The following is a 12,677-nucleotide window of genomic DNA, read 5'->3' as shown; positions in this document are numbered from 1 at the left end:
TATACGAACGTTATTATTTTTATTACAAAGTTGGTTTCGAATCTGCTGCCTGCTTCTTTCCGGCAACTTCCCCCTATTATACCGGAAGCGGCGCAGACTGAACATTCCAACACGAAGGAGCGAATGGGTATGAACAGAACAAGCGGGATCCACCGGTGGGCGGTGTCCGCCGCCGTCTTCTCCCTGATCATGGCGTCAACCGGTGGGGTGAGCGCAGAGGCACCCGCGAAGGAGCGGGACGTTATGAAGAACGTCGGAAGTTATCTGCAGTGGAATTCCCCGGTGACGGTGAAGCTGGACGGGCAGGAGCTGCCGGTGAAGGCGGAGATGGAGGGCACGAAAATTCTCATCCCGTTCCGGGCGGCGTTCGAGGCGCTCGGCGCCAAGGTGACCTGGGATGGGGCGGCAGGGAGCGCTTCGGCGGTGATGGGGTCCGGCGGGTCGGCACACTCCGTACAGGTACGGGCCGGGGAGGAAGAAGCCGTCGTGGACGGAAGCTCCTACACCTATGACCACGAAGCCGTGAACCGTGAGGGCAGCCTGTACGTGCCCCTGCGGATGCTGACTGCGGCCTCCGGCACCCGGTTCGAGTGGGACCTGGTGAGCCGCACGCTTCTGCTCGAGTCAGCGGCCCCGACGGCTTCCGGGTTCAAGGCCGGGTCGCCGGCCTATGAAGCCCAAGGCGATATTCCTGCGCGCTATGCGCACGGAGCTTCGGCGGACGGGAAGGACGTGAACCCGCCGCTGCAGTGGGAAGGCGCGCCGCAGGGGACGAAGTCGTACGCCGTCGTAATGTACGACCTGCATCCGATCGCGGACAACTGGATTCACTGGAGCGTGCTGAATCTGCCGGCGTCCGCGCAGGGAATCTCCGAAGGGGTCACAGGCGCTCTCCCGGAAGGAGCGGAGACGAACGCATACTTCGGCATGGGCCCGCCGCCGCATTCGGGCGATCATCCTTACCGCGTCGTCGTGTATGCCCTGGATACGGAGAAGGTGGAGCTGAAGAACGCTCCGGTGTTCTTCGAGGACCTGGAGCCGGTGCTGGAGGAGCATGCGCTGGCCAAGTCCGAGTGGACCGGCTACTTCCGGGGAGCGGAATAAGCAGAATGCTGCGGCGGTGAGCTGCGGAACATGGCACGCCGCAGCTGCGTCGCCGGGTACAGGGGAGCGGCCTTCCGAGGCAGCGGCAATAGAGCAGGCAGACTGCACATGCATGGAACCGAAGGCCTGTAGTAAGACAGGCCAGCTAAGGATGACTTCCGGGTTTGGCAAGCGCAGCCGGTACGAATGCACCGCAATCATGCGGCAGCAAACGCAGCCTGCCTCGGATGCAGCCGCAGGCAAGGCTGGTCTAAGCGCAAGCCCGCTTCCGGCTGAATCCCAAACCGGATCAGCCGGAACGCAGGCTGAATTGAATCGGCCTTGTAGCTTGCGGCAGGAAGAACGACCCAAAGAGACTGCCGCGGAGCAGTCTCTTTGCTGGAGCAGCTGCGGCGGCACAGTTGAACGCCGTTTCAGGGTAATAAGAGAAATAGCGGAACTCAGATTCGTTATGTTCTTCACCCATAGGGCTGTTCTGAGAATAGAGGAACTGAGGTTCGTTATTTGTGGGAATGAGGCGCTTTTCGGAGAGCAGGGGGCTAATAAGATATCGTACTTCCGTTATTCTCTGGGAAATGACGGGAAATACCCTAATAGCGCATTCTGGTTCCGTTATTTCATATATGCATGTTACCGCGTTTGAACTGCGCGGGAAGAACAACGAAAAGAGACTGCCGCGGGGCAGTCTCTTTTCGCAAATCTATGGGAAGCTTCACCGCGTAAGTTACGCGTTCAGCGTCTGGCTCCAGTCGTGCACCATGTGGCCTTCGAGGAACTTCTCGCACTCGAGTGCCGCCATGCAGCCGCTGCCCGCTGCGGTGATCGCCTGGCGGTACTTGCTGTCCTGCACGTCGCCGCAGGCGAATACGCCAGGGACGTTCGTCATGGTGGTGCCCGGTGTCACCTGAATGTAGCCGATCTCGTCGGTCTTGATCTGGCCGTTCAGGAATCCGGTGTTCGGCGTGTGGCCGATGGCTACGAAGATACCGTCCGTCTCGAGGATCTCTTCCGCACCGTTTTCGTTGTTCTTCACCTTCAGGCCCGTTACGCCTCTGTCGCCGGAGATGACTTCAAGCGGCGTCTTGTTGAGCGCCCAGGAGATCTTCGGGTTCTTGCGCGCACGGTCCTGCATGATCTTTGAAGCGCGGAGCTCCGTACGGCGGTTGACCAGCGTTACTTCGGATGCGAAGCGGGTCAGGAAGTCCGCCTCTTCCATAGCGGAGTCGCCGCCGCCGACCACGAGGATCTTTTTGTTGCGGAAGAAGAAACCGTCACAGGTTGCGCAGGTGGACACGCCGCGTCCGATGCTTTCCTTCTCGTTGGTGATGCCGAGCAGCTTCGCGGAAGCGCCGGTGGAGATGATGATCGTCTCGGAGACGAGCTCGCCGATGCCTTCCACTTGGAGCTTGAACGGACGCTGGGACATGTCCACGGAGTTCACCCAGCCGGTCTTGAACTCGGCGCCAAAACGCTCGGCCTGCTTGCGCATGTTGGCCATGAGCTCAGGGCCCATGATGCCGTCCGGGAAGCCCGGGAAGTTCTCGACTTCAGTCGTCGTGGTGAGCTGGCCGCCCGGCTCCGGTCCTTCGATGACAAGCGGGCTCAGGTTGGCGCGGGCCAGGTAGATGGCGGCGGTCAGACCGGATGGGCCTGTGCCGATAACGATGGATTTATACATATGGTTTCCTCCTAGTGATACTTGTTTTTTTATGTGGTTCTGCGGCTGCGTTTTTGAAAAAAACGGAATGTATTTTCATTATACCGAGAGGGGTCTTTAGCGTCATGACCCGATCATGAAAGTTTCATGAAGAATGGATGAAGATGGAGTCCGGGCGGATTGGAGTCCGTTGTACAGCGTATTACAAGTCCGGCATGCCGGTCAAGCCGGAGGGAAAAAGGCAGCGGAAAGTGGGCTGACGGAGGAGGGTGTGGGGAGCGACGCCGTATGCGAAAAGGGGCATGGCTGATGCCGACCGGTGTGGCGGCACTCTGGTCCGCAGGGCCGCGGCTCGGTTTGGGTTCGCCGGGGCCTTTCTGTTATGATGACAGGGGAGGGACGGCACATGGAATTGATAACCAAAAGTGAATGGGACCCGGTCCTGTGGGAGCGGATGGAACCCGTCTATCACGAAGGCTTTCCCCCGCACTGCCGCAAGCCGGTAAGGGTAATCCGCAATGCCGTCGAACGGGGCGGAGGCTACCTTCATGCCGGTGTGGATGAGGGAGAAGTGGCCGCCATGGCGCTGACCGGCAGGCTGGAGGAGATCCGGGCGCTGCTGATCGATTACATCGCGGTGGCGGAGGCGGTACGAAGCCAAGGGATGGGCCGGAGGTTCCTGGATGCGCTCAAGGCATGGGGACAGGCGCAGGGACTCGAGGGGATCGTCATCGAGATCGAATGCGAAGAGAACGCCGTGAACCGCAGGCGCGCCTCTTTTTGGGAAAAGAATGGATTTCAGCTTGTCCGGGACTATGTCCATCAATATATTTGGGTGCCGGAGCCGTTTCAGGCGATGGTGTATGCTTTCGATTCTTCGGCTAAGCTGCTGCAGCGGGACGGGGCGAGCCTGTTCCGGCAGATGGGCGGTTTTCACGCCAGGGCTTACCGGGTACCTAAGGGGGAAAGAGAATGAGCGCAAGCTACGGGGAGCTTCTGGAGCGGACCAAGGCCTACGGGCAGGAGCATCTGCTCCGGTATTATGAAGAACTGCCGCGGCAGGCGCAGAGCCGGCTGCTGGAGCAGGTCGCCGCACTGGATTTTGGGCGGATGGCCCGGCTGTTCGGAAAGGTGGGGCAGCCTCAGGAGCTGACGGGGACGATGGAGCCCATCCGGGCTGTGCACTGGGTTGACTACAGTGACGCGGAGCGGGGGCGGTTCGAGGAGGCCGGCTGGGAGCTGCTGCGCCAAGGGAAGGTCGGGGCGCTTGTGGTGGCCGGGGGCCAGGGCAGCCGGCTCGGTCACGAAGGGCCCAAGGGTACCTACGACATCGGCCTGCCGTCCGGCAAATCGCTGTTCCAGCTGCAGGCGGAACGTCTGCTGAGGCTGTCGGCTCTCTCGGGGCGGACGGTGCCGTGGTACATCATGACGAGCCCGGAGAATCACGGGGCGACGACCGGCTTCTTCGAGGAGCACGGCCATTTCGGCTATCCGAAGGAGCACATCTTTTTCTTCGAGCAGGGGGTGATGCCCGCACTTGACGAGCACGGACGGGTCCTGCTGGCGGCCAAGGGCGAAGTGTCTCTGGCGCCGAGCGGCAACGGGGAGGTGTTCGCCTCCATGAAGCATCAGGGGGCACTGGCCGACCTGAAGCGCCGCGGGGTGGAGTGGCTCTTTTACTATAACGTGGACAATGCGCTGATCGCGATCGCGGACCCGGCGTTCGTCGGCGTGGCCGCGCACTTCAACCACCCTGTGGCGACCAAGGTTGTGGAGAAGGCGTACCCGGAGGAAAAGGTGGGCATTCTCTGCCGCAGGAACGGCCGTCCGGCCGTCGTCGAGTATACGGATGTGCCGCCTGAGCTGATGTACGAACGGGACAGCCGGAGCCGGTATGTGTATGGGCTCGGGAATATCTCGATCCACCTGTTCCGTACGGATTTCATCGAAGCCCATGCGGAGACGGACCTGCCCTACCATGCGGCCCACAAAAAGATCCGGACGCTGGATAGCGCCGGAGAGCCTTTCACCCCGCAGGAGCCCAATGCGTACAAGTTCGAACGGTTTATTTTTGACTTCTTCCTTCTTATGGAGGAGATGACGGTGCTGCGGATGGACCGGGAGCGGGAGTTCGCCCCGGTGAAGAACAAGGAAGGAGCCGACAGTCCGGCCACGGCCCGGGAGCTCGTGCTTGCGCTGCATCAGCGCTGGCTGCTGGAAGCAGGGGTTCAGCCATCCCGGCTGGAAGGACGGGAGGTCGAGATTTCCCCGCTCGACTCTTACGGCGGCGAAGGACTGACCGAGGACGTGCTGCGGAAGTACGGACTGTAATATTATGGGCGGATTCGGGTAATGGTACAGGGGTCCGTTTTTTGAGAAGAGTCAATGATGATAAGGATAGGAGAGAAGATCATGAATACATTCACATTCCACAATCCGACGAAGCTGATCTTCGGCAAAGGCACGCTGGAGCAGCTTCGCACGCAGGTGCCGCAGGGCAGCACGGTGCTGCTCGTCTATGGCGGAGGCAGCATCAAGCGGGGCGGCCTGTACGATGGCGTCCTCGGGCACCTGAAGGAGCTGGGGGCGAAGGTGCACGAGCTGAGCGGTGTAGAGCCGAATCCGCGGCTGACCACGGTGCACCGGGGCGTGGAGATCTGCCGCAATGAGGGCGTGAGCTTCATCCTCGCGGTAGGCGGAGGGAGCGTCATCGACTGCACCAAGGCGATCGCGGTAGGGGCGAAGTACGAGGGTGACGTGTGGGAGATCATCACCCGCAAGGCCGCGGCTCACGATGCGCTGCCGTTCGGCACCGTGCTCACGCTGGCCGCGACCGGCTCCGAGATGAATTCGGGCTCGGTCATCACGAACTGGGAGACGAAGGAGAAGTTCGGCTGGGGCTCCCCGCATGCCTTCCCGCGGTTCTCGATCCTCGATCCGGAGTTCACCTTCTCCGTGCCTAGAGACCAGACGGTGTACGGCATGGTCGATATCATGTCGCACGTGTTCGAGACGTACTTCAACCACACGGGCAACAGCTTGGTACAGGACGGCTTCTGCGAGACGATCCTGCGCACGGTGATCGATACGGCGCCGAAGCTGCTTCAGGATCTGTCGAGCTTCGAGCACCGCGAGACGATCCTCTACAGCGGCACGATGGCCCTGAACGGCGTACTCGCCATGGGCGTCCGCGGTGACTGGGCGACGCATAATATCGAGCACGCGGTCAGCGCGGTGTACGACATCCCGCACGGCGGCGGCCTCGCCATCCTGTTCCCGAATTGGATGGAGCACGTGCTGGACAGCGGCGTGGGCCGGTTCAAGCAGATGGCGGTCAACGTCTTCGGCGTGGATCCGTCCGGCAAATCCGACCGAGAGACGGCGCTCGAAGGCATCGCGGCGCTGCGCGCGTTCTGGACCTCCATCGGCGCTCCGAGCCGCCTCGCGGATTACGAGATCGGCGACGACCGTCTCGAGGAGATGGCCGACAAGGCGATGGTGTACGGGCCGTTCGGCCACTTCCAGAAGCTGGACCGTGAGGATGTGCTGGCGATCTACCGCAAGTCGCTGTAAGCGTAAGGGACGATCGTAAGCAGGGCAGGTGCGGCGGGAAGAGCTTCGGGGCCGGAAGGGCACGGGCTGGGCTGGCAGGCAGAAGGAGGTCAGAGCTAAAGGAAAAAGGCCACGGCTGAAGAGAGCGCAGCGCTAAGGGGAGAAAGCCTGAGGGCTGGCGGACTGGAGGGCTGAAAGTAGACCGGCTGGAGGCTTTTGGCTCAAGGGCGGCGGGTTGAAGTGCCGCTGGGTTGGGCGCTGGTGGTCTGCTAGCAAAAGAGCCGACTGACTGAAATCCTTTTGCAAGGCCCGGGAAGGTATACTTGTTCTTGCAGCCTGTTAGACTCCGCTGGAAGAACACAGAACGCACCAGTCGTGAAGCGGGGTGGCTGTTTAGCGGAACTCAGATTCGTTATCCAGTCCAGCCAAAGGCCTGATTTACAGATAGCGGAACTGAGACTATCTGGACGGATCCGGGGGCCTGGCGGTGGATTCCCGACCAATAAAGCATCTGAGTTCCGTTATATCTTGGGAAATACCGGGAAATAAACGGATAAGGCATTGGAGTTCCGTTATTTTTAGAAGCGTTCCCGGAGGGGCACATAGAATTTCGCATATACAAGCCGCCCTGGGCCGAACGCTGCTCGGACTCGGCGGGAACAAATACCTCTGCTGCCAGGCAGGGGTGTTTGGCATGCCTGCGGTACGTTGGGAGGCGTATCGTATGATATTTCAGCCTGGAAGGTGTCAGTTATTGGATCGCGGCGCCTGAAGGCTGGTGCCGTAGCGGGGCAGCTGGAGGCGTATGCCGGGGTCATTGGACAGCGGTGCAGTTAGGACCAAGGCCCCTCATTGCCGAAGACGCTGCCGGGCAGCGCGCCTGCACTCCGTTCCGTCCAGAGGCTTCAGTGCAGATTGGGTGCGGGCTTCCCGGCGGCTCCCCATACGGAATCGGGCGGCTTGGCATACACTATCGTGTACCGACAATTACCAGCAAAGGAGAATGCGATATGCCGACAAAGAACAGGCAGGGTTGTCCGAAGCCGCGCCCGATCACTTTGCAGCAGAGGCTTCGTCTGTTACTGGGAAAGAAGGTCACCGTGTATTCCCCCGGCTTCCCCAAGCTGACACGTACCGTTGGGGTGCTGACCTGCGTTTCTCACCGGAACTTTAAGGTAGGCAGCCGGGTATTTGATTACAATACGTCGTTCTACATCGTGCTCGGATGCAGGGCCAGCCAGCGGCTGCCGTACGAAGTGGTGGCTGCGGCTGAGGACATCGGCAGCCTCACCGGCAAGCTGATCTGCGTGGGACGGGGCTTCGTGGAATTCATTCAGGTTCCCGGGCGCAGCGTTCCTACGATCTTCCCGCTGAACCGGTTTACGAACGTCACGTGCAGCGAAGAGGGCGAGGAGTAAGCGATAACGTCTGATGATCACGACAAGGTTCAGGCCATACGGCGGCACCCCCGGAGAAAGTTTCCCCGGGGGTGTTTGTCATACGGAGGCAGGGGTCTGCGCACCCTGCGGCAGCCGCTTGACGACCTTGTACATCCCGGGCACCGCGACAAAACCGAGCCGGTCCCGGTTGATCCGCAGCATCGGGGCGTTCAACGAATCGTTATGGGTGCGCATATAGGCCGCTCCGCGTTCCAGGGCATGCTGGATCGTGCGGATCTTCAGCGCCAGGGCGATGCCCTTCCCGCGGTAAGCGCGGCGGACGGCCGTATACTCGTGATACATGCTCGAGGTGGCTTCAAAATGAACCAGGCTCGCCACTCCGGCGAACATCTCGCCGTCCAGAGCAATAAAGACCTGTGCAGGGCTTGCGCCAGGCAGGTCGAGCGTCCATTTGCGCCATTCGCTGCGGCTGAAATAATCCCCGCTGAACCCGGGGATATCGAAGGCGGTCTCCCGGTACAGCTCGTAGAGCCGGGCTTCGGCTTCCTCGCCCGGAAGATCCGCCAGGGTAACGACCTTCAGGCCTTGATCCGTCAGGCGCTGCAGGGCGGGAAGGTGCCGCTCCAGGTCAAAGCCCGGAAGCTCCAGCACCGATTCGAACGAATGCCGTTCGATCTCATAATGCCGGGCCAGGGCGAACCGCAGCGAGTCCTCACTCTGCTCACGGATTTCGTAATTGATCTTGGAGGCGCCGACCTCGTAGGCCCACTGCTCGAACCGGCCGTAGAGCTCCTGGCCGGCTCCTTGGCGGCGGTAGTCCGGGGAGACGATGAGCAGATTGTTGAGCTCACCGGGAGCTGTCCACGGGGCGCGCCAAGAGATGCCGTAAGCGACAGGCACATCCTGGTCGTCGACGGCGACGAGACGGTAGCGGTCGTGGCCGGTCAGCCGGCCCTGGTCGTCCCGGCTCAGATTGCCGTGGGCGGGGATTTTGGAATCTTCCAGTGCAAGGTTCTCCGCTGTGGTCGGTTCAGAGAAAGCATGGCCGAGCAGCTCGGCGATAGCCGGATAATCCTGGGGAAGACGCAGCCTGCGGATCGAATACTTCATGGATTCAGATTCACCTCGGTATTGGGATGGGGATCATAAGAATGATGAATGGATATGGATGGAATTACCAATGTTTCCATCTTACCACGGGCAGGCGGAAAGGTCATGGGGGAGATTGGTTATACCCTTTTTGTGCAGAACGTGGAGTGTTCCATTATTGCTGCCAGATGATATACCCAAGCCAGCCGAACAGGCAGCAGACCGGAAGAACGGGCAGCGAAGAGGCCCAGAGCGGTGCTTTTCGCATCAGCAGCCAGCCCGCACCTGTATAACCGAAGGGGAACAGCAGTCCCCAGCCGAGGAACCGCGGCGTCATGGCCAAATAAAGAAAGGTGGGGACAATGCATAGAGCGGCGGCATACAGCAGGGCAGGGGAGCGCAGGATGAGACCGATCAGGGCCAGCGGGACGGATAAAATGACCAGCGGCCAAGTGAACAGGGTCAGCATCACCGTAACACCTCCAAATAAAAAGTGGAAAACCAGAACCTGGGCGGCAGAGGAGAATCTCCAGCAGCAAACATGCGGCAGTGGTCTGCGACGGTGAAGATGGAGGGCAGAGGAAGGCTGGCGCGGCATAGAGCCATTTCTCACCTCATGGGAGCGGCGAATCGGTAGCAGGTACATAATAGACGATGGGAAAGAGAAAAAGGAAACGTTTGCCAGGCCTTGTAGAGGGTAATAAATACTGAAACCCTGTGGAGGTGGAAACGATGGAACAGCGAACATTCGGCAGAACGGATATGAAAGTGTCGGTGCTTGGTTTTGGCGGAGCGATGATCGGGCTGGAGGATACGCCGCTGGATCAGGCGAAGAAGCTGCTCAACACGGCTTTGGAGCTGGGCATCAATGTGATTGATACGTCGGCGAGCTATTTGAGCAGCGAGGAGCTGATCGGACAAGCCGTCTCTGACCGGCGGCAGGATTATTACCTGTTCAGCAAATGCGGCGAAGGCACCTCGGTCGGCCTGGAGTACCCGGATTGGGACCCGAGGAATGTCCGGCCCAGTGTGGAGCGGAGCTTGAAGCGGCTGCAGACGGATTATCTGGACCTGATTCTGATCCACAGCTGTACGGAGGCGGTGCTGCGTCAGGGAGGGCTTGTGGAGGAGGTCAAAAAGCTGAAGCGCGACGGACTCGTCCGCTATATCGGCTACAGCGGCGACAGCACGGATATGCTGTATGCGCTGGAGCTGGGGCTCTTCGACGCAATCGAGACGACCGTAAACTTCGCGGATCAGGAGGCGATCGAGATGACGCTGGGACGTGCGGCACGTGACGGGCTTGGCGTCATAGCCAAGCGCCCTGTGGCCAATGTCGCCTGGAGCCGCGGCAAAGATGAGCCGAACAACCCGGATGAGTACAGGGAGCGGCTGGACAAGCTGAACTACCCGTTCCTTGAGCAATCGTCCGAGGAGATTCTCGAGACGGCGCTGCGCTTTACCCTGTCGGTACCGGGCGTGCATACGGCCATTGTCGGTACGACAAAGGAAGAGCATCTGCGCAGCAATGTCGAGATGGCGGCCCGAGGCCCGCTGCCCGAGGCAAAGATGCGCGAGATCCGGGAGCGCTGGCAGTCCGTGCGGGAGCCGGCATGGGCAGGCTTGAAGTAAGCCGGCAGCAGTGCCGGGATAGAGGCTGGACGGCTGCCTGAGGCAAAGATGCGCGAGAGTGCGGGTGTCCGCAGTCCGTACAGGAGCCAGCGTGAGCCGGCCAGGAAGTAAGCCGACAGCGCTGTTCATGCTCTGCATCTCGCGGCCGAGGGCTGCATGGAATGCGGAAGAAAACAAAACGGCCTGCCGGTGTTTCTCCCGGAAGGCCGTTTGCTGTAAAAGAAGCTGTGAACGCCGGTGAACGGGTCGACTGTTTGGACTCCGCCAGCCGCAGAGGCTGGCTATTCATGGATTCCCGACAGTGGAGAGCCTCCGCCCGTATGTTCGAATCGCGTTCCTGGTTCCAGCGAATGTCCAATCTAAGCGGGTTCCGGCAGATTACGCTTCTGTCCGCAGATGCCGGCAATAAGCAGCCTGCGTTCTGATTGCCGGCCTATGTCAGAACCGCCTGCGCCAGCAGCTCGTAGGAGCGCAGCCGCTGCCCATAGTGCGAAACCGGTGTGACGACGAGGAACTCGTCCACACCGTATTCCGCCGCCATGGCCTCGAGCCGGGCCTTCACCTGCTGTGGCGTGCCGGCCAGCAGCCTGCGCCCTCCGCCGCCTCGGGCTCGCCGGGCGCCTCAAGGCCGGCCGGCCGCTCCGCGCCCGACGCCTCAGCGCCCTCGCCCGCCAAGCGGCCGCCGGCTTCCGTCTGCGCCCGCCCGGCCTCACCGGCCTCGGGCCGGAACGCCTTCCGCCCTTCGGCGGCCAGGCGCCGGGCCTCGACCTCCGTCTCGGCGCACACCACGCCGACGGCCACGATGGACCTCGGCCGGGGAGCACGCCCCGAGGGACGGTAGGCCTGCCGGTACGCGTCCAGCGTCTGCCCCGCATCCTGGTCGCTCATGAACTGGCCGAAGACGTAGCCGGTCCCGTGCTCGGCGGCGAGCTCCGCGCTCTTGCGGTTCGTGCCGAGCAGCCAGACCTCCGGCGGAATGCCGGGCATCGGCCTCGCCGTGACCGGCTCGTTCTCTACACGGAAGGTGCCTTCGAGCAGCTGCAGCAGGCTGCGGAGAGTGTCCGGAAGCTGCCGGACGCCCTCCAGGAAGTTGCCGCTGAGCGCAATCGCCGCGTGGGCGGACCCGCCGGGGGCCCGGCCGAGACCGAGATCAATGCGCCCCGGATAGAGGGCGGCGAGCATATGGAACGTCTCGGCGACCTTCATCGCTTTGTAATGGGGCAGGAGCAGCGCGCCGGTGCCCAGGCGGATCGACTGCGTCTGTGCGCCGATATGCGCAAGAAGCACCTCGGGCGCCGTGCAGGCGAGGCCCGGCAGGTCGTGATGCTCGGCCGCCCAGTAGCGGTGGTAGCCGAGGGTCTCAGCCGTCCGCGCGAGCCGCAGCGCCTGCCCCAGCGCCCCGGCGTTATCGGCACCCTGCAGGACAGGGACAAGATCGAGAACGCTGAGCTTCATCGTTTGTCCCCCGGGATTTTGATCCCCCAGATCGTATCCTTCTTATGACGGGCCGCTTCCGCCAAGGCGGGCAGCCTGGGGTCCTGCGGATAATACTGCTGCAGGAAGGCTGTGAACGCTCCCGTAAAATCAATATCCTGATTGAGCTGATTGTAATCCGACGGGTAGCTCTCAAGCTGCGGCAGCCACCGGTCCCACTCGCCGAGGTCCCCGGCGGAAGCCTGTCCTTCCCGCACACGGCCGGTCAGCCGCCGGAGCTCCCGCGTCGCCTGGCCGAGACGTCCCGTTCTGCGGTAGATCCGGTTGACGATATATAACACCAGGCACACGGCGGCAAAAGCCAGCCAAATGAGCGAATCCTTCATGAAGTTCACCTTGCTCTTTCCCATAGTCGATATCCGCTTCCAGTATACCATGTTTGCCGGAGCCGCACCCCTCTTCCCCATGCATATCCCCGTATTCCTATACCTCTTCACTGCGATGAAGCAAATCTGCGTTAAACCATGTTCTTGCGCCATTCGGACGGGCAGGTTACAATCCTTTCAACACAGCAACCAAGAACCAAAGAAAATACATACATACAGCATTTTCCCCAAAGGCAATGAAGGAAAGAGTAAGCGGACCGGATTCATAACAGGGACGGCGTGCCGGAGACTGAGAGCACCCGATTGAAGCCGGCTGCCGAAGTTCACTCCCGAGCCGGTTCCTGAAGCGTCCGCCCCGCATTTTGTCCAGAGGCAGGCGTCTAGGGTTCCCCGTATGCCCTGCGTTACAGGGCTTCAAGTGAG

Annotated in this window: 12 protein-coding genes; 6 read left to right on the top strand and 6 right to left on the bottom strand. The window is 61.2% G+C overall.

The genetic code is table 11. The features are described 5' to 3' along the window. The first annotated feature begins 129 nt into the window (after positions 1 to 129). On the top strand, positions 130 to 1,104 hold the full coding sequence (locus tag PM3016_RS32440) for a YbhB/YbcL family Raf kinase inhibitor-like protein (protein WP_014372297.1): 975 nt from the start codon (positions 130 to 132) through the stop codon (positions 1,102 to 1,104). 724 nt (positions 1,105 to 1,828) lie between these two features. Here PM3016_RS32440 and trxB read toward each other — a convergent pair. After that, on the bottom strand, positions 1,829 to 2,782 hold the full coding sequence (trxB, locus tag PM3016_RS32430) for a thioredoxin-disulfide reductase (RefSeq protein ID WP_014372295.1): 954 nt from the start codon (positions 2,780 to 2,782) through the stop codon (positions 1,829 to 1,831). Positions 2,783 to 3,167: 385 nt separating this feature from the next. Between trxB and PM3016_RS32425 the strand changes: the two genes are divergently transcribed. The 4 genes from PM3016_RS32425 to PM3016_RS32410 all read left to right on the top strand — a co-directional run bounded on the left by PM3016_RS32425 (position 3,168) and on the right by PM3016_RS32410 (position 7,731). Beyond that, a complete protein-coding gene (locus PM3016_RS32425) occupies positions 3,168 to 3,737 on the top strand; it encodes a GNAT family N-acetyltransferase (RefSeq protein WP_014372294.1) in 570 nt (189 codons plus the stop codon). Next, positions 3,734 to 5,092 (top strand): UTP--glucose-1-phosphate uridylyltransferase, encoded by a 1,359-nt coding sequence (locus PM3016_RS32420; RefSeq protein ID WP_014372293.1) that lies wholly within the window; start codon positions 3,734 to 3,736, stop codon positions 5,090 to 5,092. The genes PM3016_RS32425 and PM3016_RS32420 overlap by 4 nt, the downstream gene beginning before the upstream one ends. 81 nt (positions 5,093 to 5,173) lie before the next feature. Then, the gene (locus PM3016_RS32415) at positions 5,174 to 6,334 is read left to right on the top strand and encodes an iron-containing alcohol dehydrogenase (RefSeq protein ID WP_014372292.1); all 1,161 of its coding nucleotides are present in this window, start codon (positions 5,174 to 5,176) and stop codon (positions 6,332 to 6,334) included. A 989-nt stretch (positions 6,335 to 7,323) separates the two neighbouring features. Next, a complete protein-coding gene (locus tag PM3016_RS32410; protein ID WP_014372291.1) occupies positions 7,324 to 7,731 on the top strand; it encodes a hypothetical protein in 408 nt (135 codons plus the stop codon). Positions 7,732 to 7,809: 78 nt separating this feature from the next. Here PM3016_RS32410 and PM3016_RS32405 read toward each other — a convergent pair whose 3' ends face one another. Then, positions 7,810 to 8,823: a GNAT family N-acetyltransferase gene (locus PM3016_RS32405; protein ID WP_014372290.1), complete on the bottom strand. Its 1,014-nt coding sequence runs from the start codon at positions 8,821 to 8,823 to the stop codon at positions 7,810 to 7,812. 154 nt (positions 8,824 to 8,977) lie between these two features. Then, a complete protein-coding gene (locus tag PM3016_RS32400) occupies positions 8,978 to 9,271 on the bottom strand; it encodes a hypothetical protein (RefSeq protein WP_014372289.1) in 294 nt (97 codons plus the stop codon). Between the two features lie 263 nt (positions 9,272 to 9,534). Here PM3016_RS32400 and PM3016_RS32395 point away from each other — a divergent pair, with 263 nt between their 5' ends. Then, entirely contained in the window at positions 9,535 to 10,434 is a 900-nt protein-coding gene (locus PM3016_RS32395) for an aldo/keto reductase (protein ID WP_013920679.1), read from the top strand. Positions 10,435 to 10,867: 433 nt separating this feature from the next. Here the strand turns inward: PM3016_RS32395 and PM3016_RS41235 are convergent, their stop codons facing one another. From PM3016_RS41235 to PM3016_RS32385, 3 genes are read right to left on the bottom strand one after another with little or no spacing between them, the layout of a single operon-like run. Beyond that, positions 10,868 to 10,996, bottom strand: coding sequence for a hypothetical protein (locus PM3016_RS41235; RefSeq protein WP_014372287.1), 129 nt, complete (start codon positions 10,994 to 10,996; stop codon positions 10,868 to 10,870). Further along, positions 10,993 to 11,889 (bottom strand): MsnO8 family LLM class oxidoreductase, encoded by an 897-nt coding sequence (locus PM3016_RS32390; RefSeq protein ID WP_014372286.1) that lies wholly within the window; start codon positions 11,887 to 11,889, stop codon positions 10,993 to 10,995. Before PM3016_RS32390 ends, PM3016_RS41235 begins: the two co-directional genes overlap by 4 nt. Further along, a complete protein-coding gene (locus PM3016_RS32385) occupies positions 11,886 to 12,278 on the bottom strand; it encodes a hypothetical protein (protein ID WP_013920674.1) in 393 nt (130 codons plus the stop codon). The genes PM3016_RS32390 and PM3016_RS32385 overlap by 4 nt, the downstream gene beginning before the upstream one ends. Positions 12,279 to 12,677 lie beyond the last annotated feature (399 nt).

Origin of the sequence: Paenibacillus mucilaginosus 3016, from assembly GCF_000250655.1 — a bacterium.
Classification (GTDB): Bacteria; Bacillota; Bacilli; order Paenibacillales; family NBRC-103111; genus Paenibacillus_G; species Paenibacillus_G mucilaginosus.
The sequence above is the reverse complement of the archived record's forward strand: the minus strand, read 5'-3'. Positions and strand labels throughout refer to the sequence as shown.

Bases quoted from the DNA above. Each gene is read 5' to 3' on its own strand.
- PM3016_RS32440 (WP_014372297.1), top strand. From the start codon at position 130: ATGAACAGAACAAGCGGGATCCACCGGTGGGCGGTGTCCGCCGCCGTC.
- trxB (WP_014372295.1), bottom strand. From the start codon at position 2,782: ATGTATAAATCCATCGTTATCGGCACAGGCCCATCCGGTCTGACCGCC.
- PM3016_RS32425 (WP_014372294.1), top strand. From the start codon at position 3,168: ATGGAATTGATAACCAAAAGTGAATGGGACCCGGTCCTGTGGGAGCGG.
- PM3016_RS32420 (WP_014372293.1), top strand. From the start codon at position 3,734: ATGAGCGCAAGCTACGGGGAGCTTCTGGAGCGGACCAAGGCCTACGGG.
- PM3016_RS32415 (WP_014372292.1), top strand. From the start codon at position 5,174: ATGAATACATTCACATTCCACAATCCGACGAAGCTGATCTTCGGCAAA.
- PM3016_RS32410 (WP_014372291.1), top strand. From the start codon at position 7,324: ATGCCGACAAAGAACAGGCAGGGTTGTCCGAAGCCGCGCCCGATCACT.
- PM3016_RS32405 (WP_014372290.1), bottom strand. From the start codon at position 8,823: ATGAAGTATTCGATCCGCAGGCTGCGTCTTCCCCAGGATTATCCGGCT.
- PM3016_RS32400 (WP_014372289.1), bottom strand. From the start codon at position 9,271: ATGCTGACCCTGTTCACTTGGCCGCTGGTCATTTTATCCGTCCCGCTG.
- PM3016_RS32395 (WP_013920679.1), top strand. From the start codon at position 9,535: ATGGAACAGCGAACATTCGGCAGAACGGATATGAAAGTGTCGGTGCTT.
- PM3016_RS32390 (WP_014372286.1), bottom strand. From the start codon at position 11,889: ATGAAGCTCAGCGTTCTCGATCTTGTCCCTGTCCTGCAGGGTGCCGAT.
- PM3016_RS32385 (WP_013920674.1), bottom strand. From the start codon at position 12,278: ATGGGAAAGAGCAAGGTGAACTTCATGAAGGATTCGCTCATTTGGCTG.